The sequence below is a fragment of the Microbacterium sp. ARD31 genome, assembly GCF_031844425.1.
Genome location: NZ_JAUZVE010000003.1, coordinates 412930 through 435930, shown reverse-complemented (window position 1 = coordinate 435930; position 23001 = coordinate 412930). Strand labels below are relative to the sequence as shown.

22 protein-coding genes and 2 tRNA genes are annotated in these 23001 nt (G+C 71.2%); 8 read left to right on the top strand and 16 right to left on the bottom strand.

Features of this window, described 5'->3' with window-relative positions; genetic code table 11:
• Positions 1 to 24: 24 nt before the first annotated feature.
• The gene (locus Q9S36_RS12565) at positions 25 to 1620 is read left to right on the top strand and encodes an isocitrate lyase (protein ID WP_311285423.1); all 1596 of its coding nucleotides are present in this window, start codon (positions 25 to 27) and stop codon (positions 1618 to 1620) included.
• 62 nt (positions 1621 to 1682) lie between these two features.
• Here the strand turns inward: Q9S36_RS12565 and Q9S36_RS12560 are convergent, their stop codons facing one another.
• Complete coding sequence (locus tag Q9S36_RS12560; RefSeq protein ID WP_311285422.1) at positions 1683 to 3485, bottom strand: DEAD/DEAH box helicase; 1803 nt, start codon at positions 3483 to 3485, stop codon at positions 1683 to 1685.
• A gap of 87 nt (positions 3486 to 3572) precedes the next feature.
• Here Q9S36_RS12560 and map point away from each other — a divergent pair, with 87 nt between their 5' ends.
• Both map and Q9S36_RS12550 read left to right on the top strand, forming a co-directional pair.
• Positions 3573 to 4346 (top strand): type I methionyl aminopeptidase, encoded by a 774-nt coding sequence (gene map, locus Q9S36_RS12555; RefSeq protein WP_311285421.1) that lies wholly within the window; start codon positions 3573 to 3575, stop codon positions 4344 to 4346.
• Between the two features lie 62 nt (positions 4347 to 4408).
• Positions 4409 to 5626 carry a pyridoxal phosphate-dependent aminotransferase gene (locus Q9S36_RS12550; RefSeq protein WP_311285420.1) on the top strand — a complete coding sequence of 406 codons (1218 nt, stop codon included), beginning with the start codon at positions 4409 to 4411 and terminating at the stop codon, positions 5624 to 5626.
• Positions 5627 to 5669: 43 nt separating this feature from the next.
• On the opposite strand, the gene Q9S36_RS12545 is transcribed toward Q9S36_RS12550, so the two are convergent.
• From Q9S36_RS12545 to Q9S36_RS12530, 4 genes are read right to left on the bottom strand one after another with little or no spacing between them, the layout of a single operon-like run.
• Complete coding sequence (locus Q9S36_RS12545; protein ID WP_311285419.1) at positions 5670 to 6806, bottom strand: UDP-N-acetylmuramate dehydrogenase; 1137 nt, start codon at positions 6804 to 6806, stop codon at positions 5670 to 5672.
• Positions 6806 to 7225, bottom strand: a complete 420-nt coding sequence (locus Q9S36_RS12540; protein ID WP_311285418.1) for a MaoC/PaaZ C-terminal domain-containing protein — start codon at positions 7223 to 7225, stop codon at positions 6806 to 6808. The genes Q9S36_RS12545 and Q9S36_RS12540 overlap by 1 nt, the downstream gene beginning before the upstream one ends.
• Positions 7222 to 7668, bottom strand: coding sequence for a MaoC family dehydratase N-terminal domain-containing protein (locus Q9S36_RS12535; protein WP_311285417.1), 447 nt, complete (start codon positions 7666 to 7668; stop codon positions 7222 to 7224). Before Q9S36_RS12535 ends, Q9S36_RS12540 begins: the two co-directional genes overlap by 4 nt.
• A 38-nt stretch (positions 7669 to 7706) precedes the next feature.
• Positions 7707 to 8504: a sulfite exporter TauE/SafE family protein gene (locus tag Q9S36_RS12530; protein WP_311285416.1), complete on the bottom strand. Its 798-nt coding sequence runs from the start codon at positions 8502 to 8504 to the stop codon at positions 7707 to 7709.
• Positions 8505 to 8591: 87 nt separating this feature from the next.
• Between Q9S36_RS12530 and Q9S36_RS12525 the strand changes: the two genes are divergently transcribed.
• The gene (locus Q9S36_RS12525) at positions 8592 to 9626 is read left to right on the top strand and encodes a beta-propeller fold lactonase family protein (protein WP_311285415.1); all 1035 of its coding nucleotides are present in this window, start codon (positions 8592 to 8594) and stop codon (positions 9624 to 9626) included.
• Between the two features lie 6 nt (positions 9627 to 9632).
• On the opposite strand, the gene Q9S36_RS12520 is transcribed toward Q9S36_RS12525, so the two are convergent.
• From Q9S36_RS12520 to Q9S36_RS12510, 3 genes are all read right to left on the bottom strand, one after another.
• Complete coding sequence (locus Q9S36_RS12520) at positions 9633 to 10190, bottom strand: NYN domain-containing protein (RefSeq protein ID WP_064002956.1); 558 nt, start codon at positions 10188 to 10190, stop codon at positions 9633 to 9635.
• Positions 10191 to 10258: 68 nt separating this feature from the next.
• The gene (locus Q9S36_RS12515; RefSeq protein WP_311285414.1) at positions 10259 to 11986 is read right to left on the bottom strand and encodes an AarF/UbiB family protein; all 1728 of its coding nucleotides are present in this window, start codon (positions 11984 to 11986) and stop codon (positions 10259 to 10261) included.
• Positions 11987 to 11991: 5 nt separating this feature from the next.
• Positions 11992 to 12603, bottom strand: coding sequence for a PadR family transcriptional regulator (locus tag Q9S36_RS12510; protein WP_064002954.1), 612 nt, complete (start codon positions 12601 to 12603; stop codon positions 11992 to 11994).
• A gap of 246 nt (positions 12604 to 12849) precedes the next feature.
• Between Q9S36_RS12510 and Q9S36_RS12505 the strand changes: the two genes are divergently transcribed.
• Complete coding sequence (locus tag Q9S36_RS12505) at positions 12850 to 13872, top strand: hypothetical protein (RefSeq protein WP_217530740.1); 1023 nt, start codon at positions 12850 to 12852, stop codon at positions 13870 to 13872.
• Positions 13873 to 13939: 67 nt separating this feature from the next.
• Here the strand turns inward: Q9S36_RS12505 and Q9S36_RS12500 are convergent, their stop codons facing one another.
• On the bottom strand, positions 13940 to 15235 hold the full coding sequence (locus Q9S36_RS12500; protein ID WP_311285413.1) for a M18 family aminopeptidase: 1296 nt from the start codon (positions 15233 to 15235) through the stop codon (positions 13940 to 13942).
• Positions 15236 to 15523: 288 nt separating this feature from the next.
• Here Q9S36_RS12500 and Q9S36_RS12495 point away from each other — a divergent pair, with 288 nt between their 5' ends.
• Both Q9S36_RS12495 and ligD read left to right on the top strand, forming a co-directional pair.
• On the top strand, positions 15524 to 16477 hold the full coding sequence (locus Q9S36_RS12495) for a DUF559 domain-containing protein (RefSeq protein WP_311285412.1): 954 nt from the start codon (positions 15524 to 15526) through the stop codon (positions 16475 to 16477).
• Positions 16478 to 16588: 111 nt separating this feature from the next.
• Complete coding sequence (gene ligD / locus Q9S36_RS12490) at positions 16589 to 17821, top strand: non-homologous end-joining DNA ligase (RefSeq protein ID WP_311285411.1); 1233 nt, start codon at positions 16589 to 16591, stop codon at positions 17819 to 17821.
• On the opposite strand, the gene Q9S36_RS12485 is transcribed toward ligD, so the two are convergent.
• The gene (locus Q9S36_RS12485; protein ID WP_396653749.1) at positions 17782 to 18441 is read right to left on the bottom strand and encodes a hypothetical protein; all 660 of its coding nucleotides are present in this window, start codon (positions 18439 to 18441) and stop codon (positions 17782 to 17784) included. The two genes, ligD and Q9S36_RS12485, sit on opposite strands and share 40 nt — an antisense overlap.
• 15 nt (positions 18442 to 18456) lie before the next feature.
• Positions 18457 to 18951, bottom strand: a complete 495-nt coding sequence (locus tag Q9S36_RS12480) for a metallophosphoesterase family protein (protein ID WP_311285576.1) — start codon at positions 18949 to 18951, stop codon at positions 18457 to 18459.
• Positions 18952 to 19066: 115 nt separating this feature from the next.
• Between Q9S36_RS12480 and Q9S36_RS12475 the strand changes: the two genes are divergently transcribed.
• Complete coding sequence (locus tag Q9S36_RS12475) at positions 19067 to 19324, top strand: hypothetical protein (RefSeq protein ID WP_217530731.1); 258 nt, start codon at positions 19067 to 19069, stop codon at positions 19322 to 19324.
• Positions 19325 to 19707: 383 nt separating this feature from the next.
• Here Q9S36_RS12475 and Q9S36_RS12470 read toward each other — a convergent pair whose 3' ends face one another.
• The 5 genes from Q9S36_RS12470 to Q9S36_RS12450 all read right to left on the bottom strand — a co-directional run bounded on the left by Q9S36_RS12470 (position 19708) and on the right by Q9S36_RS12450 (position 23000).
• Positions 19708 to 20142, bottom strand: a complete 435-nt coding sequence (locus tag Q9S36_RS12470) for a hypothetical protein (RefSeq protein WP_311285410.1) — start codon at positions 20140 to 20142, stop codon at positions 19708 to 19710.
• 307 nt (positions 20143 to 20449) lie between these two features.
• Positions 20450 to 20523: transfer RNA gene (locus tag Q9S36_RS12465), tRNA-Met, on the bottom strand.
• A gap of 23 nt (positions 20524 to 20546) precedes the next feature.
• Positions 20547 to 20618: transfer RNA gene (locus tag Q9S36_RS12460), tRNA-Thr, on the bottom strand.
• A 64-nt stretch (positions 20619 to 20682) separates the two neighbouring features.
• Positions 20683 to 22026, bottom strand: a complete 1344-nt coding sequence (locus tag Q9S36_RS12455) for a M23 family metallopeptidase (protein WP_311285409.1) — start codon at positions 22024 to 22026, stop codon at positions 20683 to 20685.
• A gap of 185 nt (positions 22027 to 22211) precedes the next feature.
• Positions 22212 to 23000, bottom strand: coding sequence for an inositol monophosphatase family protein (locus tag Q9S36_RS12450; protein ID WP_311285408.1), 789 nt, complete (start codon positions 22998 to 23000; stop codon positions 22212 to 22214).
• Position 23001: the final 1 nt, after the last annotated feature.

Below are 23001 nucleotides of genomic sequence, written 5' to 3'. Positions count from 1 at the left end.
GCCCCCCACACCAGAGGAAGAGCAATGACCGCTTACTCGAACGACATCGACGCCATCCGCACCCTGAAGGAGGCGAACGGCCCCTCCTGGGATGCCATCGACCCCGAATCCGTCGCCCGGATGCGCGCGCAGAACCGGTTCCGCACGGGACTGGAGATCGCGCAGTACACCGCCGACATCATGAGGCGCGACATGGCCGAGTACGACGCCGACTCGTCCCTCTACACACAGTCGCTCGGCGTCTGGCACGGCTTCATCGGGCAGCAGAAGCTGATCTCGATCAAGAAGCACCTCAAGAGCACGAACAAGCGCTACCTGTACCTGTCGGGCTGGATGGTCGCGGCGCTGCGCTCCGAGTTCGGGCCGCTCCCCGACCAGTCCATGCACGAGAAGACGGCCGTCCCCGCCCTCATCGCGGAGCTGTACACGTTCCTCCGGCAGGCGGATGCCCGTGAGCTCGACCTGCTGTTCACCAAGCTCGACGACGCCCGCGCCGCCGGCGACGAGACGGCCGCCGAGTTCGTGCAGTCGCAGATCGACAGCTTCGAGACGCACGTCGTCCCGATCATCGCCGACATCGACGCCGGCTTCGGCAACCCCGAGGCGACGTACCTGCTGGCGAAGAAGATGATCGAGGCGGGCGCGTGCGCCATCCAGATCGAGAACCAGGTGTCGGACGAGAAGCAGTGCGGTCACCAGGACGGCAAGGTCACCGTCCCGCACGAGGACTTCATCGCGAAGCTCAACGCGGTCCGCTACGCATTCCTCGAGCTCGGCATCGACAACGGCGTCATCGTCGCCCGCACCGATTCGCTCGGCGCCGGCCTCACGCAGAAGCTCGCCGTCACGCGAGAGCCGGGCGACCTCGGCGACCAGTACAACGCGTTCCTCGACGTCGAGGAGATCTCGGGCGCCGACCTCGGCAACGGCGACGTCGTCATCAAGCGGGGCGGCACGCTGCTGCGGCCCAAGCGCCTGCCCAGCAACCTGTACCAGTTCCGGCCCGGGACGGGCGAGGCGCGCGTCGTGCTCGACTGCATCACGTCGCTCCGTAACGGCGCCGACCTGCTGTGGATCGAGACGGAGAAGCCGCACATCGAGCAGATCGCGGGCATGGTCGACGCGATCCGCGCCGAGGTGCCGAACGCGAAGCTCGTGTACAACAACAGCCCGTCGTTCAACTGGACGCTGAACTTCCGGCAGCAGGCGTACGACGAGCTCGAGCAGCGCGGTGAGGACCTCTCGGCCTACGACCGCGCCGACCTCATGAACGTCGCCTACGACGACACCGAGCTCGCCCGGCTGGCGGACGAGAAGATCCGCACCTTCCAGCGCGACGGCGCCGCGCGGGCGGGGATCTTCCACCACCTCATCACCCTGCCGACCTACCACACCGCCGCGCTGTCGACGGATGACCTGGCCAAGGGCTACTTCGGCGACGAGGGCATGCTCGCCTACGTGCGCGGCGTGCAGCGGCGCGAGATCCGCGAGGGCATCGCGACCGTCAAGCACCAGAACATGGCCGGCAGCGACATCGGCGACAACCACAAGGAGTACTTCGCCGGCGAGGCCGCCCTGAAGGCGGGCGGCGCGCACAACACGATGAACCAGTTCGGCTGACGTCCGGGGGGAACGAAGAGGGGGCGGATGCCTGTTCAGGCATCCACCCCCTCTTCGTGCGGTCAGTCCTTGTGCCGGGGCTTCCGCGGCGGACGGTCGTCGAAGCTGCGCTTCGGGCGGTCGTCGAACGAGCGCCGATCACCGCCCCGCTGGCCGGGGCGTCCCCGGTCGGGGGCGATGTTGATCAGCTGACCCGAGATGCGCGTGGCGCGCAGGCGGTCGAGGACGCCGGCATCCATGTTCGTCGGGAGCTCGACGAGCGAGAAGTCGGGACGGATCGTGATGGCGCCGAAGTCGTCGCGGCCGAGGCCGCCCTCGTTCGCGAGTGCGCCCACGATCTGCCGGGGCTCGACGCGGTGACGGCGTCCCACGTCGATGCGGTAGGTCGTGAAGTCGCCGCGGCTGCGACGTTCGCGCGTGCCGCCGTCGGCGCGCTCGGGACGCGCGCCCTTGTCGCTGCGGGTGCCGCGCTGCGCGTCGGCCGCGACCGCCTTCGCGAGTTCGTCGCGCTCGGGGTCGAGCAGCAGCGGTGTCTCGCCCTGCGCCACGACGGCGAGCGCCGCGGCGACGTCCTGCTCGGGCACGTCGTGGTTGCGGACGTAGTGCGCGATGACGTCGCGGAACCCGTTGATGCGGTCGGTCTCGGCGAGCGCCGCCGTGATGGCGTCGTCGAAGCGCGCGAGACGGGTCGAGTTGATGTCCTCGGTCGTCGGCAGCTGCATCTGCGTGGGCGCCTGACGCGTCGCTCGCTCGATGTGGGCGAGCAGATAGCGCTCGCGCGGCGTGACGAAGCTGATCGCGTCGCCGGTGCGGCCGGCGCGACCGGTGCGGCCGATGCGGTGCACGTACGACTCGGTGTCGGTGGGGATGTCGAAGTTCACGACGTGGCTGATGCGCTCCACGTCGAGACCGCGCGCGGCGACGTCGGTCGCGACGAGGATGTCGAGCTTGCCGTCCTTGAGCTGCTGGATGCTGCGCTCGCGCTGCGGCTGCGGGATGTCACCGTTGATGGGCGCCGCGCTGAACCCGCGGGCACGCAGCTTCTCGGCGAGGGTCTCGGTCTCGTTCTTCGTGCGGACGAAGATGATCATCCCGTCGAAGTCCTCGACCTCGAGGATGCGGGTGAGGGCGTCGACCTTCTGCTGGTACGACACGATCAGATACCGCTGCGTGATGTTCGTGTTCGTGGAGGTCTTGGTCTTGACCGTGATCTCCTCCGGGTCGCGCAGGTACTGCTGCGCGAGTCGGCGGATGGATGCCGGCATCGTCGCCGAGAACAGGGCGACCTGCTTCTCGGCGGGGGTCTGCGCGAGGATCTGCTCGACGTCCTCGGCGAAGCCCATCTTCAGCATCTCGTCGGCCTCGTCGAGCACGAGGTTCTTCAGCTGCGAGAGGTCGAGGGTGCCCTTCTCGAGGTGGTCCATGATGCGGCCGGGCGTGCCGACGACGATGTGCACGCCGCGGCGGAGAGCGGACAGCTGCACGCCGTAGCCCTGACCGCCGTAGACGGGGAGGACGTGGACGCCCTTCATGCGTGCGGCGTAGGACTCGAACGCTTCGCACACCTGGAGCGCGAGCTCACGGGTGGGGGCGAGCACGAGCGCCTGCGGCGTCTTCTGCGTCAGGTCGAGGTTCTCCATGATCGGCAGCGCGAACGCGGCGGTCTTGCCGGTGCCGGTCTGTGCCATGCCGACGACGTCGCGGCCGCCGAGGAGGACGGGGATGGTCGCGGCCTGGATCGCGGAGGGCGTCTCGTAGCCGAGGTCTTTGATGGCGGCGAGGACGGGACCGGTGAGGCCCAGCTCGTCGAAGCCGGGGAGGGCGGGTGTGTCTGCGGGCTCGGTCGGGGTCTGGGGGTCACTCACCTATCCACCGTAGTGGAGCCGGGCTGGGAACCATCCGGGCGGGCGTAGGATGAGAGGTCGCGCCCGACGACCGGAACGGACTGCCTCGTGATCGAGATCCTCACCCCCGACCAGATCGGTCGCGCCCGCACGACGGGCGGGCTCGTCGGCGACATCCTGCACGGCATCAAGGAGCGCGTGAAGCCGGGCACGAACCTGCTCGAGATCGATGCGTGGGCGAAGGACATGATCCTCGGCGCCGGCGCCGAGTCCTGTTACGTCGACTACGCGCCGTCGTTCGGCCGCGGCCCCTTCGGCCATTACATCTGCACCGCCGTCAACGACGCCGTGCTGCACGGCCGTCCGCGGGACCAGCGTGTCGCCGCCGGTGACCTGCTGACGCTGGACCTCGCGATCAAGACGGGCGGGGTCGCCGCCGATGCCGCGATCAGCTTCACCGTCGGCGGCGCGCCCCACGCCGAGAACGATGCCCTCATCCGTGCGACCGAGGAGGCCCTCGCCGCCGGCATCGAAGCCGCCCAGCCTGGCGCGCGCATCGGTGACATCTCCGCCGCGATCGGCGACGTGTTGACCGGTGCCGGCTACCCCGTGAACACCGAGTTCGGCGGGCACGGCATCGGCACGACGATGCATCAGGACCCGCACGTCTCGAACATCGGCCGCGCCGGCCGCGGGTATCGCCTGCGCCCCGGACTCATGCTCGCGATCGAGCCGTGGGTCATGGTCGACACCGACGAACTGAAGGTCGACGAGGACGGCTGGACGCTGCGCAGCGCGACCGGATGCCGGACCGCCCACACCGAGCACACGGTCGCGATCCTCGAAGCCGGCAACGAGATCCTGACGCGCCCGACGCGCTGAACCGGCCGCACAGGGTGCCGGTCGGCATCCCGCGACATTGCGCCCGACGGTACGCTCGGAGGGTGACCGAACACGCTGCCGCCCCCCGCACGCCCGCCGTCTCCACGAAGCTCAGCGCGATCGCCGAGTCCGCGACCCTGAAGGTCGACGCGAAGGCGAAGGCGCTGCAGGCCGCGGGACGACCGGTGGTCTCGTACGCGGCCGGCGAGCCCGACTTCGCGACCCCGCAGTTCGTCGTGGATGCCGCGGCCGAGGCGCTGCGCGATCCCGCCAACTTCCGATACACCCCCGCGGCCGGTCTGCCCGTGCTGCGCGAGGCGATCGCCGCGAAGACGCTGCGCGACTCGGGCCTCGAGGTCGCCCCGTCGCAGGTGATCGTCACCAACGGCGGCAAGCAGGCCGTCTACCAGGCCTTCCAGGCGGTCGTGAACCCGGGCGACGAGGTGCTGCTGCCCGCGCCGTACTGGACCACCTACCCCGAGGCGATCGCCCTGGCCGACGGTGTTCCCGTCGAGGTGTTCGCCGGCGCCGACCAGGAGTACAAGGTCACCGTCGACCAGCTCGAGGCCGCGCGCACCGACAAGACGACCGCGCTCGTGTTCGTGTCGCCGTCGAACCCGACGGGCGCCGTCTACACCGCCGACGAGACGAAGGCGATCGGCGAGTGGGCCCTCGCCCACGGCATCTGGGTCATCAGCGACGAGATCTACCAGAACCTCGTCTACGAAGGCGCTCGCGCGGTCTCGATCGTCGAGGCCGTGCCCGAGCTCGCCGGCCAGACGATCCTCGTCAACGGCGTCGCGAAGACGTACGCCATGACCGGCTGGCGCGTGGGCTGGATGGTGGGCCCCGCCGCCGCCATCAAGGTCGCCGGCAACCTGCAGTCGCACCTCAGCTCGAACGTCAACAACATCGCGCAGCGCGCAGCCCTCGCCGCCCTCACCGGCCCGCAGGACGAGGCCGAGAAGATGCGCCAGGCCTTCGACCGCCGTCGCGGACTGATCGTCTCGGAGCTCGCGAAGATCCCCGGTGTCACGGTCCCGAACCCGCTCGGCGCGTTCTACGTCTACCCGGACGTCACGGGACTGCTGGGGCGCGAGTGGGACGGTGTGCGCATCGACACGTCGCTCGAGCTGGCGGATTACATCCTCGAGCGCGCCGAGGTCGCCGTCGTCCCGGGCGAGGCCTTCGGCCCCTCCGGCTACCTGCGCCTGTCGTACGCGCTCGGCGAGGAGCAGCTGCTCGAGGGCGTCCAGCGCCTGCAGCGCCTCTTCGGCTGACGCGCGCCCGCCAGGCGTCGACCACCGAGGTCGACGGCTCGGGTCAGAGCTCGACGTCGAAAAGCACCGGCTCGGGCTGCAGCAGCACCCCGAACTCGGACTGCACGCGCTGCTGGATGAGTCGCGCCAGCGCGGCGACCTCCTCTGCGGTCGCGCGTCCGCGGTTCGTGAGGGCGAGCGCGTGCTTCGTCGACAGCGACGCGCGCGAGCCCGGCAGGCGGAAGCCCTTGCGCATCCCCGCCTGCTCGATGAGCCACGCGGCGCTGATCTTGACCGGCGCGGGGCCGTCCGAGCGGGGCGGGATGAATCCGTCGAACCGGTCGAGCGGGATCACGCGGTCGGCCTCGGGCTCGGGCGCCATCGACCAGCGCGGCGCCTCGGGCGGGAGCGTCGCGGCGAACTGCGCCGAGACGATCGGGTTCTGGAAGAACGATCCCGCACTCCAGGTGTCGTGGTCATCCTCGTCGAGCACCATGCCCTTGCGGGAGCGGATGTCGAGCACCGTCTCGCGGATCCACGCGAGCGAGACCGCGGCATCCGGTTCGAGGCCCAGCGCCGACCGCAGCTGCGCGCCGCGCACGGGGACGTCGCCGTGACCGACCTGCGTGAGCTCCAGCGTGACCGAGAGGATGACGGCGGAGCGCTCGGGGACCGACCCGTAATGCTTCTTCAGCACCGAGGTGCGGAGCCCGAGTCCCAGATCGGATGCCGGGACCACCGACACCTCGCCGGTCGCCTCGTCGATGAGCTCGACCTCGACGAGCGTCTCGACGATCTCCTGACCGTAGGCGCCGACGTTCTGGATGGGGGCGGCGCCGGTGGTGCCGGGGATCCCCGACATGGCTTCGATGCCGCTGAGTCCTGCGGCCACGGTCTGCGCGACGAGGTCGTCCCAGTTGTGACCGGCCTGCACCTTCAGCCGCACGCGGCCGGGGTGCGGCGACGGCAGGCGCTCGATGCCGCTCGTCCGCACGAGGACGGCGGTGCCGTCGAACTCGTCGTCGCCGAACAGCAGATTCGACCCGCCGCCGACGACGAGCCAGCGGTCGCCGTCGTCCCACACGTCGCGGAGGGCGGCGACGAGCTCATCGGTCGTCGTGGCCTCGACCATGCGGCGCGGCGTCCCACCGACGCGGAGCGTCGTGAGCTGCGACAGCGGGACGGGGGCGATCTCGGGCATCAGGATGCCGCGCGCACGCGCACCTGCGCCTTGCCGAGTACGGTCGTGCCGTCGTGCGAGACGGTCAGGTCGATGCGCACGGCGTCGTTTTCGATCGCGCCGACCTTGGCGACGACGGAGACGTCGGCCCCCGCATCGGTGTCGACGACGACGGGGCGCGTGAAGCGGACGCCGTAGTCGAGGATGCGGCCGGAGTCCCCCAGCCACGACACGATCGTCTCGACGGCGAGGCCCATCGTGAGCATGCCGTGGGCGAGGACACCTGGCAGCCCCACGCGCTCGGCGACGGCGTCGTTGTAGTGGATCGGGTTGAAGTCCCCCGATGCGCCCGCGTACCGCACGAGCGCGGCGCGGGTCAGGTGCACGGTGCGCTCGGCGACGACCGCGCCGACCTCGAGGTTCGGGCCCACGGCGGTCATTCGTCGCCTCCCACCAGCAGGACGGAGGTCGCGGTGACGACGTGGTCACCGGCGGCATCCGTGATCTCGGCCTCACTCGTCACCATCGCACCCTTCCCGAAGGCGCGGATGCCGGTGACCGTCAGGCGTCCCGTCAGCTCGTCGCCTGCGACGATGGGCCGCGTGTAGCGGAAGCGCTGCTCGGCGTGCACGACGCGCTCGAGCACGATGCCGGAGTCCGGCTCGCTCAGCAGCTGCTGCAGGGTGGCGTCCTGGATCACCATCGCGAAAGTCGGCGGCGCGACGACGTCGGCGTAGCCGAGGGAACGCGCGACCTCGGGGTCGTCGTGCTGCGGGTCGATCGCGAACACCGCGCGGGCGAACTCGCGCACCTTCTCGCGGCCGACGAGGTACGGGGCGGTCGGCGGGAAGGCGCGACCTTGCAACTCGGGATTCACGGGCACCGGTCGATCCTACCGTCCGGGTCCGGCGCCGGCCCGGTTCAGCGGGCGCGGTGGGCCCGCACGGCCTTGATCGACAGCTGCACGGCGATGAAGGTCAGGTAGACCGCGAAGAGGACGTTCGCCGTGAACGGGTCGACGAGGGTCGCAAGCCACGCGCCGAGGGCGGTGGTCGTGCACGCGGCGACGCCGATCACGCCGGCGGCGACGAGGTCGACGTTGTGGCGGCGGAGGTTGCCGATCGTCCCCGAGATCGCGGTCGGGATCATCATGAGCAGCGAGGTGCCCTTGGCCACCAGGTCGCTCGTGCCGAAAAGGAAGATGAGCGCGGGCACGACGATGACGCCGCCGCCCACCCCGAGGAGCCCCGCCATCACGCCGGTGAAGACACCGAGCACGGCCAGGCCCGTTCCCGTGAGCCACGTCAGCGGCAACTCCGCCTCGCGGGACGGCACGACGATGAAGAGCATCACGATGACGACGACGAGGAAGGCGATGAAGCCCCAGCGGATCGCGTTCTGCGGCAGGCGGGCCAGGAGCCACGTACCGATCTGCGCGCCGACGACCGCGGCGGCGGCGAGGATCAGCGCAGGCACCCAGGCGACGGCCCCGACGGCCGCGTACGACACGACGCCGACCGTGGCGGTGGGCACGATGGCGGCGAGCGAGGTGCCGGCGGCGCGCTTCTGATCGAAGACCAGCAGCGTCAGCAGAAGGGGCACGATGACCGTTCCGCCGCCCACGCCGAACATGCCCGACATGAGCCCGGCGAGCAGGCCGATGCCCAGTGCGCCCAGGTAGTAGCGGGGGGTGCGGGCGACGGGGGGTGTCGTGGTCACGAGGCGGGGCCCGACAGGAAACGCATGCCTCGACCCTACTCCCGGCCCGGCGGACGCCCGCGCGGAGCCTCGGCCTACGATCGAAGCATGTCCCCATCGCTCGTCCTCGTGGCCAATGCCGGTGAATCCTCGATCAGCACGTTCCGTGTGACGGATGCGGGGCTCGAGCGCCTGTCGGTCACGACCGGCACCACCGGATGCTCGAACTTCGCCGTCGACCCCGAGCGCGGCCTCGTCTACGCGTCGGTCAAGGCCGACGACGAGAACGCGGATGCCGGCATCCTCACCCTCTCCCTCGACCGTGAGACGGGCGACCTCACCCCGCTGACCCGCGTGCCGCTGCCCGGCGGCGCGATGAACTACCTCTCGCTCACGCGGGACGGCTCGGTGCTGCTGGGCGCGGCGTACTCCGGCGGGTACGGGATCGTCTGCGCCGTCGACGCGTACGGGGTGGTCAGCCCGCCCGCCGCCGAGGTCCGCTTCCCGCGACTGCACTCGGTGATCGCGAGCGGCGACGGCCGCCACACCTACTTCGTCTCGCTCGAGAGCGACCTCATCGCGCAGTTCTCGCTCGGCGACGACCTCGCGCTGACCCCGCTCGACCCGCCGGTGGCCGCAGCTCCGACCGGCAGCGGCCCGCGTCACCTCGCGTTCGGCGACGACGAGCAGACCCTGTACGTTCTGACGGAGTTCACCGGCGAAGTCCTGCGTTACCGGCGCGACCCGGCGGCGGGCACGCTCGAGCTGCTGTCGTCGACGCCCGCCCACGACCCGTCCGAGAAGCTCCGTCACAGCGTCATCGACGAGGACCCCCGCGAGAACCACTACGTCTGGGGCGCCGACATCCACCTCACCGACGGCGTCGTGTGGGCCTCGGAGCGGACCGCGAGCACATTGGCGGCCCTGCGCATCGCGCCGGACGGCTCCCTCTCCGAACCGACCGGCTTCGTCGTCACCGAGGAGCAGCCGCGCGGCTTCGCCGTCAGCGACGACCGCACGCTGCTCGTCGCGGCGGGCGAGCGCTCGACGACCGTCTCGCTCTACCGCGTCGACGGCGCGGACCTGCACCTGCAGGGCCGGTACGAGACCGGCCGCGGCGCGAACTGGGTCCGCTTCGCCTGAGCGCGCTCAGCGCAGGAACTGCTCCGGGTCGAACTCGGCGATCGGGATGATGCGCACGCGCGGCAGCTGAGCGTCGAAGGCTCCGGCGTCGTACTCGAGGTCGAAGAAGCGGATGCCGGGGATCTGGGCGAAGCCGGCGTTGCGGAACTCCTCGAAGGCGAGCACGCCGACACGGCGCGAGCCGTCGGCGAGGACGCCGAGGTCGTCGACGAAGTCGCCGTCGTGGCTGACGAGGACGACGTCGTCGCCGTGGTCCTGCAGGGCGCGGAGGGTGCGCTGGATGGCGAGGTCGACGACTTTCTCGTCCGGGTCTCCCGACAGCGGCACGGGCTGGTAGCCGAGGGCGAGGAGCGCCTGCACGAACGACATCGGCAGGTTGATGGACGCGTTGAGGAAGAAGAGCCCGCGGGCATCCTGGTTCCAGCTGTCCGCGACGAACGAGAGGATGCGGTCCCACCGCGGCCGCTCATCGGGCTGCGGACGCCGGCCGAGGATCGATCCGCCCAGGGTGGCGTCGATGTTCTCCCCGTCGACGAGCACCCAGGTCCTGCGATTGCCGGCCATGCCGCCTCCTCCGCGCACCGCCACCAGCGGACCGGTGCGCCCGACTCATCCTAGGCGCCGGCGCCCGCTCACCAGCGGCGGCCGAAGACCCCCGCGAGCACGGCGTGCGCGAGCGGCAGGAGCGACCCCGTCATGAGGACACCGCCGAGCACCGGATCATCGGGGCGGATCACCGCGCCCCCGACGAGAAGGCCGGCGAACAGCATGCCCGACAGGGTGCGACGGCCGAGCTGCTCGAGCCGCGCGACGCGACGCTCCAGCGCCGGGTCGGGCAGGGTGATGCGATGGTCCTCGACGCGGGTGATCAGGTCGTCGACGCGGCCCGGCAGGCGCGAAGCGGTCGTCAGCGAGGTCACCGCGCGCCGCAGCACGTCGGTCACGGCGTTGCGCCCCTCCTCCCGGACGAGACGCGACGCGTAGGGTTCGACGGCATCCCACAGGTTGAACGCGGGGTCGAGGGCGCTGCAGACACCCGAGGTCAGCGACATGGCGCGCACGATGAGCAGGAAGTTCTCCGGCAGCTGGAACGGCAGCGTCCGCACGACGTCCTGGAACTCGATCGCGAACGCGCGGAACTCCCGCGGGTCGACCTCGCGCAGCTCGGCGAAGCCCATCCCGCCGAAGCGCGCGAACAGCTGGGTCATGGCGCGCTCGAGCTCGCTCGTGTCGGCACTCGGCAGCAGGACGCCGACATCGCGGATGCTCTGCACAAGGGCCACGCCGTCGCGCGCGGCGACGGCGATCATGAGGCGGCGGAGACCGGTCCGCAGGCTCGGCGGGACCTCGCCCATCATCCCGAAGTCGATGAACGTGAGCCGCCACGGCGGGGTCGCGGGACCCGCGGCATCCGTCGTCGGCATCGGCGTGACGAAGATGTTGCCCGGGTGCGGGTCGGCGTGGAAGAACCCGTGCGTGAACACCTGGTCGAACATGACGGAGGCGAACACCTGCGCCACCTCGGCGGGATCGATGCCGGCGGCCCGGAGCGACTCGTGGTCGGTGATCTTGATGGCCGTGACGTCTTCGAGGGTCAGGGTGCGCCGCGAGGTGCGCTCCCAGACGACGGCGGGGACGCCGACGCGCGGGTCGCCGGCGAAGTCCGCCGCGAACCTCTCGCCGTTGGCGGCCTCGTGCAGGTAGTCGATCTCCTCGAGACTCGTCTCGGCGAACTCTTCGACGAGCTGCGGCGCGTCGACGCGGTCCGACACGATCCGTACGTGGCTCAGCCACCTGCCGACCCGGCGGAGTGCTGCGAGGTCGGTGTCGACGATGTCCTGGATGCCCGGGCGCTGCACCTTCACGACGACGGCGTCCAGCCCGGTCAGGGCTGCGTCCTCCGACGACAGTCGTGCGCGGTGAGCCTGGCCGAGGGATGCCGCGGCCACCGGCACGGTCTCCATGGCGGCGAACGCGCGGTCGAGGGTGACCCCGAGCTCGCCTTCGGCCTCGGCACGGATGAGCGGGAACGGGACGGCGGGGACCTCGTCCTGCAGACCTTCGAGCTCCTTGGTGATCTCGGGCGGCAGCACGTCGAGGCGCGAGGACATGAACTGCCCGACCTTGATCATGAGACCGCCGAGGTCGATCGCGAGCGCGTGGAAGCGTCGGGCGATCCGCTGCATGCGCGCCGAACGGCCGCGCACGCCGATCCAGCCGAGACCGATCCGGGGAAGGAACAGCTCGAACCACCACGTGACCACGAGGGCCCTCGCGGCGAAACGGAGGATGCGGCGGTAGCGCGCCCGTGCGTCGCGGTCGTCGGGAAGGTCGTCGCCTTCCCGACGCCGTGCTGCCACGCGGGTCAGCCCTGCGCGAGCAGGGCGTAGAGCCGGCGGCGGGCCTCGTCGAGGATCTCTACGGCCTGTGCCACCTGCTCGGGAGAGCCGGAGCGCGCCACCTGCGCGGCGGCCTGGGCGAGCTCGACACCCGCCTTGGGCAGCGCGGTCGCGCGGTGCGGGTGCTCCTTCTGCGGCGCGGCGGTCTCCCACGGGGCCGATCCCACGGCCTCCTCGGCGACCATCCGGCCGGCGTCCGTCAGCGAGTACGTCTTGCGACCGTTCGCCTCCTCGGCGACGATCAGGCCCTCGTCGGCGAGGAGCTGAAGGGTGGGGTAGACCGAGCCGGCGCTCGGCTTCCACGAGCCGCCGCTGCGCGAGTCGATCTCCTGGATGATCTGGTACCCGTGCATCGGCTTCTCGGCGAGGAGGGCGAGCACGGCGGTGCGGACGTCGCCGCGGCTCATCCGGGGCGATGCGGGACGCTGGTCGAACTGGGTGCGGAACTGTTCGAACGCCTCCATGAGATTCGCGCCGAGGCCGCTGAGGTCGAAGCCTTGGGACCCCGATCCGAAGCCGCGACCGCCGCCGCCGAAGCCGCCCGAACCGAAGCCCTGCGAGCCGAATGAGCTGTTCATGATGTCTCCTCCAGATGGTGACCGATACCCAACGATATATCGCTGACGACATTCGATGGGCGGCGTCAGCAACTTCCCAGGGATCGTGACCAGGTCTTTTTCGGACACCGTCGACGACGTGACTGTCCAGGTAACGTTCGGGTAACGCCCAGGAACGTGGGACAGAGTGGGCGACTCGTGCCCGCCCGAACGGACACGCGCGCTCCATCGGAGCGTGTTCTCGCTACACGGAACCTTTCTCTCTGCATGCCTACAGACACGCCATCCACCCCCACCCGCCGATCCATCCGCACGACCCGCACCGACGCACGCCGACTCCGGCGCCGTCCGGTCCTCGTCCTGACGACGTTGACCACCGCGTTCGCCATCGCCGCGAGCGCCACCGCCATGGCCCCCGCTCCGGCCACGGCACGTGCCGAATCGACCCCGGCGATCGCGCTGGCCTCGTTCACGAAGGCACTGCCCGACTCGATCACCGCCGGCGTCGCCACCTCGGTCCCCGCCTCGAAGATCCAGTCCACCCTCGACCGCGCCGACGACGCAGTCGCAGCCTCGAAGAAGGTCACCGCGGACATCGCGACCTCGAAGCTGGACGTCGGTACGGACGACACCACGGTCGAGACCGATGACCTCGCTCAGGCCGTCTCGGACCTCGAGAACGTCTCCGCCCTCCCGCTGCTGCTCGACACGCGCGACGCCACCGCCGCCGTCGAAGAGGCGGTCGCCGAGGTGAACGAGCAGACGGGCGCGCTCCAGGGCCGCCTGGACGCCGCCATCCAGAAGGAGAAGGAGCGTCTGGCCGAGGAGAAGCGCAAGGCCGAGGCTGCGGCGAAGGCCGCTGCCGAGAAGAAGGCCGCCGAAGAAGCTGCCGCGGCCGAGGCATCCCGGTCCAGCTCCTCCGGCTCGTCGTCGTCGGGCTCGTCGAGCTCCGCCGGCACGACCAAGCGCGCCGCCTCGGGCACGTCCGCCGGCGCCGCGCAGGCGACCGCGCGCAGCATGCTCGGAAACTACGGCTGGGGCGACGACCAGTTCTCGTGCCTCGTCTCCCTCTGGAACAAGGAGTCGAACTGGAACTACCAGGCCTACAACTCCTCCAGCGGCGCCTACGGCATCCCGCAGGCCCTGCCCGGCAGCAAGATGGGCAGCGCCGGCTCCGACTGGAAGACGAACCCGGCGACGCAGATCGCCTGGGGCCTCGGCTACATCGACGGCCGCTACGGCAGCCCCTGCGGCGCATGGGGCCACTCCCAGTCCAACGGCTGGTACTGACCCCCGCACGCCCCCGGATGCCGCGGGTCCCCGACACGACGTCGGCGGGCCCGCGGCATCCGCCGTTTCAGGAGGTGAAGACCGCCTCGGCGACACGGGCGAGGTCGTACAGGTCGGTGACGCCCGCGAGCTCGCGGGCCGAGTGCATCGACAGGATCGGGATGCCGACGTCGACCGTGGCGATGCCCAGTCGCGTCGCCGTGATCGGACCGATGGTCGAGCCGCACGGCACCGCGTTGTTCGAGACGAACTCCTGCGAGCCGACACCGGCGGTCTCGCACCAGCCGTGCCACGCGGCGGCCCCGGCGCCGTCGGTCGCGTAGCGCTGGTTCGCGTTGATCTTGAGGATCGGGCCGGAGCCCAGCCGCGGCTGGACGACGGGGTCGTGCTTCTCGGCGTAGTTGGGGTGCACGGCGTGACCGACATCGCTCGAGACGCACCACGACGACGCGAGGGCGCGCAGCTGCTGCTCGCGGTCGGCACCGAGGCTCAGCTGGATCCGCTCGAGCACGTCGGCCAGGAAGGGCCCGGCGGCACCCGAGCGGGTGGCGGAGCCGACCTCCTCGTGGTCGAAGACGGCGAGCATCGCGATGCGCTCCCCGTCGAACCCGTCCGCCGCGCGCGCGAGCGCCACGACACCGGCGTGCACCGACGCGAGGTCGTCGAGCCGCCCCGAGGCGAAGAACGCATCGTCCTTGCCGAAGACCGCGCCGCGCGCGGCATCCGCCGTGACCACGTCGTATCCGCGGATGCGGGTCGCGTCGACGTCGGCCTGCGCCGCGAGCTCGCCGAGGAGATCGGCCGAGTCGGCGTCGCCCAGACCCCAGACCGGCTGGGTCTGCCGCTGCCGGTCGAGGGCGAGCCCGTCGTTGACCTCGCGGTCGAGGTGGATCGCGAGCTGCGGCAGACGCAGGAGCGGTCCGGTCGCGGCGAGGACGCTCGTGCCGTCGTCGAGCACGAGGCGACCCGCGAGGCGCAGCTCACGGTCGAGCCAGGAGTTCAGCAGCGGCCCGCCGTAGACCTCGACGCCGGCCTGCAGCCATCCGTGCGACCCGGTCGTGGGGCGCGGCTTGAGCTTCAGGGCGGGTGAGTCGCTGTGGGCCCCGAAGACGTGGACGCCGGTCGCGGCATCCGCTCTCTCCGGGACGATCCAGGCGAGCACCGCACCGTCGCGGACCACGAGGAATCTGCCACCGGGCTGCGCCGGCCAGGCCTCGCGCTCGTCGAGCTCGCGGAAGCCGACCTCGCGCAGTCGACGGGCGACCTCGGCTGCGGCGTGGTAGCTCGACGGCGAGGCGGCGACGAAGTCGGCCAGGTCGGCGGCGTGGTCGAGTGCGGCCGTGCCGGACACGGGCAAGGACATGGGACCTCCAGAGGGATGCCGGACGGGACCTCTCGATCGTAGACACCCCGCTCCGGCTTCCCCTGCTCCGGCCTTCCCCTGTCACAACACGCCGTCGGGCTCCGCGCTTTGCGACAGGTGAACGGCGAGCGATCCGCCACCCCCCGCGCTCCCCTGTCACAACTCGCCGCGGCCGGCTGCACTTCGTGACAGGCGAGGAGTCCTCCACAGTGCAGACCCCGTGCCCCCTTGCTCCCCTGAGGCACCGTGACTCCGCTCGGCCGTCGCCCCCTGCGCCACGCTCGACGGGTGCACAGCCTTCCTCCGTCGCTCGGTGAGCGGTTCTCGGTAACGGCGGCTCGTCAAGCCGGCGTCTCGACGAGCCGGTTGCGCCGGGGCGACCTCGCGCGGCCCTTCCACGGCGTTCGGGAACGACGACACGGAGGTCACGCCGACCCCGGGCTGGACCGGCTCGGGATGCCGCGAGGCGCCGCCGAGGCCGCGCACCTCCTCCGCGCGCGGCAGTACGCCGGGAGGATGGCTCCGCACGAGGCGTTCAGTCACCTCACCGCGGCCTCCATCTGGGACATCCCCCTGCCGCCCGGGGTACTCCGGGACGCCCCGGTGCACGTGTGCGTCGAGGGGCCGCGGCGACTGCCGCGCTGCGCGGGCGTGCGAGGCCATGAGCTCGTCGCGGGCCGCGCGCGGTTCGTGGTCGATCCCCTGACAGGGCTCCGCGTGACCGACCCTGCGACGACGTGGGCGACACTCGGCGCGATTCTCCGGTCGGAGCGCGACCTCGTGGCCGCGGGTGACGCCGTCGTGCGGACATGGCGCGTGCCGCGACCCCTCGCGACTCTCGACGACCTCGCGATCACGATCGAACGCGGTCGACGCGTCGGCATCCGCTCACTTCGCGCGGCCCTGCCGCGCCTCCGGACCCGGGCGGCATCGCGACCCGAGAGCCATCTGCGGCTCGCCCTGCTGGACGCGGGGCTGCCGGAACCTCTCCTCAACCACCCCGTCGTCGTCGATGACCGTGTCGTGGCAACGCCGGATCTGGTGTACTCCGAAGCCCGCGTCGCCATCGAGTACGAGGGCGAGCATCACCTTCTCGACGCCGAGCAGTGGGCGTACGACATCGAGCGCTACGACGCGCTGCGCGCCGCCGGGTGGGCCGTCGTGCGGCTGACGAAGCGCGACGTCTTCGGGCGGCACACCTCGGCGCCGGCGAAGGTCGCGGCAACACTGGCCGCGCGCTGACTTCCCCTGTCACGAACAGCACCCACCCACGGCGTGTTGCGACAGGGGAACGCCGCCTGCCCGCGCCGCAACCCCGTGGCGGGGCAGGCGCGGGCGGGGTAGACCGGGCGCATGGCGAAGAAGGACGATGCGGTCACGCTCGAGGTCGACGGGCACGAGGTGCGACTCTCGAGCCCCGACAAGGTGGTGTTCCCCGAGCCGGGGATCACCAAGCGCGACCTCGCCGACTACTACCTCGCCGTCGCCGACGGCGCGCTCCGGGGCGTGGCCGACCGCCCGATGGTGCTGAAGCGCTTCGTGAAGGGCATCGGCCAGGAGGCGTTCTTCCAGAAGCGCGTGCCCGAGAACCGGCCGGACTTCGTGTCGTCCGCGACGCTCCGCTACGCCTCGGGGACGAGCGCCGAAGAGGCGGTGATCCGGGATGCCGCGGGCCTGGTCTGGGCGGTGGGGCTCGGATGCCTCGACCTCAACCCGCATCCGGTCCGCGCCGACGACCTCGACCACCCGGACGAGCTCCGCATCGACCTCGACCCGATGCCCGGCGTGGATTGGACGCAGATCGTCGACGTCGCCTTCGTCGCGCGCGACGTGCTCGCCGACGTCGGGCTCGTGGGCTGGCCGAAGACGTCGGGATCGCGCGGCATCCACATCCTGGTCCGCACCGACCGGGCCCACGACTATCCGCAGGTGCGACTGGCCGCGCAGGCATTCGCGCGCGAGGTCGAGAACCGGGCGCCGGGGCTCGCGACGGCGCACTGGTGGAAGGAGGAGCGCGGCGAGAGCGTGTTCGTCGACTTCAACCAGAACGCGAAGGACCGCACGGTCGCCTCGGCCTACTCGGTGCGCCCGCTCCCCGACGCCCGCGTGTCGATGCCGGTCGACTGGGACGACCTGCGCGAGGTCCGTCCCGAGGCGTTCACGGTGCGCACGGTTCCCGCTCTGTTCGCCGAGCGCGGCGACGCGCACGCGGGCATCGACGACGCACCCGGTTCGCTCGACCGGTTGCTCGACCTCGCCGAGCGCCTGGGGCCTGCGGAGAAGGCGCCCCGGGGCGGCGACGGTACCGGGCGCCGCCAGTCGACGATGCCGCTCATCGAGATCTCGCGCGCCGCGACGAAGGACGAGGCCCTCGAAGGTCTCGAGCGGTGGAAGGCGCGGCATCCCGACGTCACCCGCCGCCTCTCCCCCGCCGACGTGCTCGTCGACGGCATGCGCGGATCGAGCTCGCTCTGGTACCGCGTCCGCGTCAACCTGCAGCACGTCCCCGAACCCGAGCGGCCCCCGCAAGAGCCGCTCGAGGTCGACTACGACCCCTGGACGCGCTCCGCCGGCCGCGACTCCTGAGACTCCTCGCGCCGGCGCCCCGACCCCAGGGCGTAGGTCGCGCCGAGGCCGATCACCAAGAAGCCCGCGGCGGTCAGCGCCGAGGCGCGGGTGCCGTCCGAGAACGCGGTGCGCGCGGCATCCGCGATCTGCGCCTGCGCCGGGTCCGCCTCGAACCCGGCGATCGCGGCGCCGGCCGAATCGACGACGGCCGAGACGACGGTGTCGGCCTGCGCGGCGGGCACGCCGGCGTCGTCGAGGGATGCCGCGAGCACACCTCCGGTCGTCGTGAACAGCACGGTCCCGAGGATCGCGACGCCCAGCGCCGAGCCGACCTGGCGCGCGGTGGACTGCATGCCCGACCCCTGGCCCGACTTCTCGACCGGGACATCCTGCAGGATGACGCCGGTGAGCTGCGCCGTCGCGAGTCCGACGCCGAACCCGTACACGGCGAGCGCCGGAATGAGCCAGCCCCAGGCGGCATCCGGTCCGATGATGAACCCGGCCCACGCGATGCCGACGATCTCGGCCAGGATGCCGACGCGCACCACGACGACCGCCGGGACCTTGCCGCTGAACGCGCCCGCGGCCCCGCTCGCGACGAACGAGCCGCCCGCCAGTGCGAGCAGCAGGAAGCCCACCTGCAGGGCACCTCGTCAGATGCTGTGGAGTCGGGCAGAGCGGATGCCGCCGTCCGCGAGCTCCAGCGTCATCAACGTGTAGTGAGGCTGCCGACGGCGATCCGTCGGCGAACCCGGGTTGAGCAGCCGCATCCCGCGCGGCGTCGTCGTGTCCCACGGGATGTGACTATGGCCGAAGACCAGGAGGTCGGCATCCGGGTAGGCGACGTCCATCCGTTCCTCGCGACGCTGCTTCTGCCCCGTCTCGTGCACGACCGCGATCCGCACGCCCTCGACCTCGCGGCGCGCGACCTCCGGCAGAACGGCGCGCAGGTCCTCGCCGTCGTTGTTGCCGTAGACCCCGAGGACGTCGCCGTGCTGCCGCAGGTCGTCGAGGACGGATGCCGCGACCCAGTCCCCGGCATGGACGATGAGATCTGCGGCATCCGCTTCTCGCAGTACTGCGTCGGGCAGGCGCCGGGCGCGGCCGGGGATGTGCGTGTCGGAGATCAGGAGCAGCCGGGTGGTCACCGCGGCAGGGTAGCCGAGGCGCCCGGTGGGCGACAGCCCCTGCGGACCGATGGCGAGGAAGCGCAGAGTGGATGCCCCGGTGCGACCGCCCGGGCACGCGAGGAAGGACCGCGACATGAGCACACCCGAGACCGGCGACAACGACGGCATCCGCCTCGACCCGGCCGATGCGCCGCTCGGCGACACGACCGTCGGCGACACCGCTGCGGCCGACGCGGAGTTCGAGGGGCGCCCCCTCGACGACGCCCCGGCGGAGGACCCCGAAGAGACGTATGCCGCGAGCGACATCCAGCCCGAATCGCAGGGTGAGGACCCCGTGGTCGTCGAACTGGGCGAGGAGGGCGAGGGCGACCTGTCGCCCGAGGACCTCTGACCCGTTCACGAATGCAAGGGATCCGGCCCGACACGCCGACGCCCGCCCCGGCGGAGCGGCGTGTCGGGCCGGATCTGTTGCATCTGCGTACGCGAGGCCGCGGTCAGGACTCGCGAGGACGCCGACGCCGGTCGCAGGGCTGTCGACGAAGACGCGGGTGCTCCACACGAGCAGCACGCCCGTCACTGCGCGCGCCACGCCGCGACGATGCCGACCCGCTGCTCGTCCGCGAACAGCGCAACCGGTCCGACACGAGCACGCCGAGCCCGGCGCCCGCGTTGATGACGGTCTGCACGCGGTCCCGAAGACCGTGTTCCCGCCCGAGTTGGTGGTGCGGGCGTCCACCGCGGGCTGACCCCGGACACGACACCCCGAGTCTCTGCTCAGCCGGTGTCGGCGAGCTCGTCCACGAGCTGGTCCATCTCGTCGCCGCATGCCTGTTCCTCATCGGGTGGGCACATGACGATGCCTGCCCGCAACGTGTCCCGGTATATCGTGTCCCCGATCCGGTAGGTGACCTCGACTCCTCGCCGGACGGACATCCTCGCGAGGTCGCCGCGATGCCCGATCAGGATTTGATAGTGCCCCGACCCCGCGGGGATGCGTGCCCCGGCCGCCTCGAACGTGTCGCCATCGAGTCCCTCGACCGGCGGATAGGCGTCGAACGATTGCCAGATGCCGTTCTCGCCCAAAGGACCGGAGAGCAGCGTGCCGATCACAGTGACCTCGTCGGAGTCACCGATCGATCGGACCGACTCGATGACGACGTCGGAATCCTCGGGTGCGGCGAAGGTGTCGAAGCCGTCGGTGAACTCCATGGGCTGCCCCTTGGCCACATACACATAGGCGTGCGCCCCGTCCGGGACGTCCTCGAACAGAGGACCCGTCGGCGGAGAGCCGGCGCTGCATGCGGAGAGAACCGTGACCGTGAGGACCGTGGCCGCAACGGACAGCGACGATCGCCGGCTAACTATGTCGTCACCTCGCGCGTTCGATCACCCGCGCCGTGGCCGGGAAGACCCAGTGCTCGTGGAGCGCGCCCTGGCAGCATGCGGCGAGCATATCGGCCCGCGCACCCGGCACACGAGAACAACAAAACCCCCGGGTGGAGCCGGGGGTTTTGCGTAGCGGGAGCGGGGCTTGAACCCGCGACCTCACGATTATGAGTCGTGCGCTCTCACCAACTGAGCTACCCCGCCACGAGCATCCGAGAGATGCTGCGAGCCCCGAGTCAGGATTGAACTGACGACCCCTTCCTTACCATGGAAGTGCTCTGCCACTGAGCTATCGGGGCGTGCTGCCCACACGCGGGCAACTAGAAGAGGATACCAGAGTCGCGGCATCCCCGATGTCACGGGTCAGCCCTCCGTGTGCTCCTCCAGCCACGGCACGGGGTCGATCCGGGTGGTGCCGCCGAGCAGCACCTCGAGGTGCAGGTGGGCACCCGTCGACTTGCCCGTGTTCCCCACCCGCCCGATAACGTCACCGGCGTCGACCGTCTCGCCGGGCGAGACCCGCAGCGATCCGTACTGCATGTGGCCGTACCGGGTCGAGACGAGCTTGCCGTCGATGATGTGGTCGATGACGACGGTGACGCCGTAGTCGCCGCCGGCCTCGGTCGCGATGCGGACGGTGCCCGCGGCGACGGCGTGGACTTCGGCGCCGGCGCCCGGCGTGAAGTCCGTGCCGCGGTGCGGGCGCGAGAACTTCGACAGGTACGACTTCGAACCGAACTGCGCCGAGATCGGCACACCCACCGGGAACGGCCACTGCACGGCGGCCGTCTCGTCGTTCACCCACGTGCCGGCGAACTGCGTCACACCGGACTGGGCGGCCACGTCGGCCATGGACTCGATGTCGTACTCCCCCGACCGGGCGAGCGTCGTCTCACCGGCGTCTGAGCCGGCGACGTACGCCTGGATCTCGGGGTCGTCGGCGTCCGTGGCCTGGGCGGCGAGCGAGATGTCGCCGCTCACGTCCTGACCGAACGCACCGACGGCGGTGACGGGAGTGGTCGTCCCGATTGCGAGGAGACCGACGACACCCACGACGCTGATCGAGAAGGATGCCGCAGCAGCCCGCTTCAGCAGCACGCGACCACGTCGCGGGCGGCGCGGCTGCTCGGCCATGCGGACGCGGGTCGTGCGCCGTGCGTGCTCCTCGGCGTCGACGGCGGCCCGGGCGACCGGGACGGGCGTCTCACCGGTGAAGGAGAACACCTTCGCCGCCAACTCGAACTCGTCGACGGCGGGGCCCGCATCCTGCGGCGAGGTGTGGGTCGAGGACGCCGACGGCAGGACGATCGTCTCGTCGAGGAACTGGGGCACCCGCGGAGCTTCGGGGACGGGCGAAACGACCGTCGCCGTCCGCGGGGTGCGCGTACGGCGACGAAGAGGAAGGGTGGCGGCGGAGGTATCCGAGAGCGCCTCGGCGAGGGTCTCAGCGACGACCGACTCGACGATCGAGGGGGACGCGGACTCGCGGCTCGCGGATTCCGACTCGGCGACGGTGGACTCCGCCGACGCGGCGGCACGGTCGCGACGACGGCGCAGCGCCGGGGTCTCGCTCGCCTGGACCATTGCGATGACCTCGCCCATCGCCGCGACAGCCTGCGCCGCGGCGACCTCGGCCTCGCTCGCAGCCGGAGCGGCGGCGGCGCGGCGCCGAAGCTCCGCACGGGTCAGCGGCGTGGCGCCGGACACAGGGGAATGCCGGTCGCGATGCGTTGCGGGCGCGTCGGTGGGGGAGGTCTCGAAAGTCAAACGTGCGGGCTCTCGGGTAGAGCGGCGGGGGCCGCGGGCTGCAAGGTCAGAATCCTCCGCTCGGGCAGCGAAGGTAACGATCAGATAAACACGCTACACGACGGGGCTGAGAATGGCATGTCCGTTCACAACCCGATCGCAGCGACGATCCTGTGGAGGAGGTCCGGTCCGGCGGCGACCGTCATCTCGCGGCCGGGGAATCCGTCCGGCGCACCGGTTACGAGGCCGCCCGCCTCGGTCACCAGCAGCGCACCCGCGGCGTGGTCCCACGGATGCAGACCGCGCTCGAAATAGCCGTCCAGGCGCCCCGCCGCGACGTATGCGAGGTCGAGCGAGGCCGCGCCGGCACGGCGGAGGTCCCGCACGAGCGGCATGACCGCCGCGACGCGGGCGAGGTCGCCCTCGTGGTGCTTCGGGTCGTACCCGAATCCGGTCGCCACCAGCCCGCCGGCTTCGCCGACCGGCGACACCGCGAGGCGCTGCTCGCCCCGCCAGGCGCCGCCGCCGCGGACGGCGTGGAACGTCTCCCCCACCGCCGGGTTGTGCACGACGCCCGCGAGCGCCGTCCAGGTGGGCGGTGTGGGCTCACCGGAGACCGCGGCGATGCTGACGGCGTAGTGCGGCATCCCATAGGCGTAGTTCACCGTGCCGTCGATCGGGTCGACCACCCACGTGATGTCGGAGGTGCCCCGCTCGGCACCGGACTCCTCGCCGAGGAAGCCGTCGTCCGGGCGCTCGGCGGCGAGCCGCGCACGGATGAGCGCCTCGACCTCGCGGTCGGCCTCGGTCACGATGTCGGCGATCGCGGACTTCGTCGCGGCGATGGCCACACCTTCCTCGCGGCGCTGCCGGGCGAGGGCGCCGGCTTCGCGGGCGATGTCGAGGGCGAGGTCGGCGAGCGCAGCGGCATCCATC

Coding starts and splice junctions, on each gene's coding strand:
- Q9S36_RS12565 (WP_311285423.1), top strand. CDS start 25: ATGACCGCTTACTCGAACGACATCGACGCCATCCGCACCCTGAAGGAG.
- Q9S36_RS12545 (WP_311285419.1), bottom strand. CDS start 6,806: ATGCCCGAGATCGCCCCCGTCCCGCTGTCGCAGCTCACGACGCTCCGC.
- Q9S36_RS12540 (WP_311285418.1), bottom strand. CDS start 7,225: ATGACCGCCGTGGGCCCGAACCTCGAGGTCGGCGCGGTCGTCGCCGAG.
- Q9S36_RS12525 (WP_311285415.1), top strand. CDS start 8,592: ATGTCCCCATCGCTCGTCCTCGTGGCCAATGCCGGTGAATCCTCGATC.
- Q9S36_RS12520 (WP_064002956.1), bottom strand. CDS start 10,190: ATGGCCGGCAATCGCAGGACCTGGGTGCTCGTCGACGGGGAGAACATC.
- Q9S36_RS12510 (WP_064002954.1), bottom strand. CDS start 12,603: ATGAACAGCTCATTCGGCTCGCAGGGCTTCGGTTCGGGCGGCTTCGGC.
- Q9S36_RS12505 (WP_217530740.1), top strand. CDS start 12,850: ATGCCTACAGACACGCCATCCACCCCCACCCGCCGATCCATCCGCACG.
- Q9S36_RS12500 (WP_311285413.1), bottom strand. CDS start 15,235: ATGTCCTTGCCCGTGTCCGGCACGGCCGCACTCGACCACGCCGCCGAC.
- ligD (WP_311285411.1), top strand. CDS start 16,589: ATGGCGAAGAAGGACGATGCGGTCACGCTCGAGGTCGACGGGCACGAG.
- Q9S36_RS12475 (WP_217530731.1), top strand. CDS start 19,067: ATGAGCACACCCGAGACCGGCGACAACGACGGCATCCGCCTCGACCCG.
- Q9S36_RS12470 (WP_311285410.1), bottom strand. CDS start 20,142: ATGGAGTTCACCGACGGCTTCGACACCTTCGCCGCACCCGAGGATTCC.
- Q9S36_RS12450 (WP_311285408.1), bottom strand. CDS start 23,000: ATGGATGCCGCTGCGCTCGCCGACCTCGCCCTCGACATCGCCCGCGAA.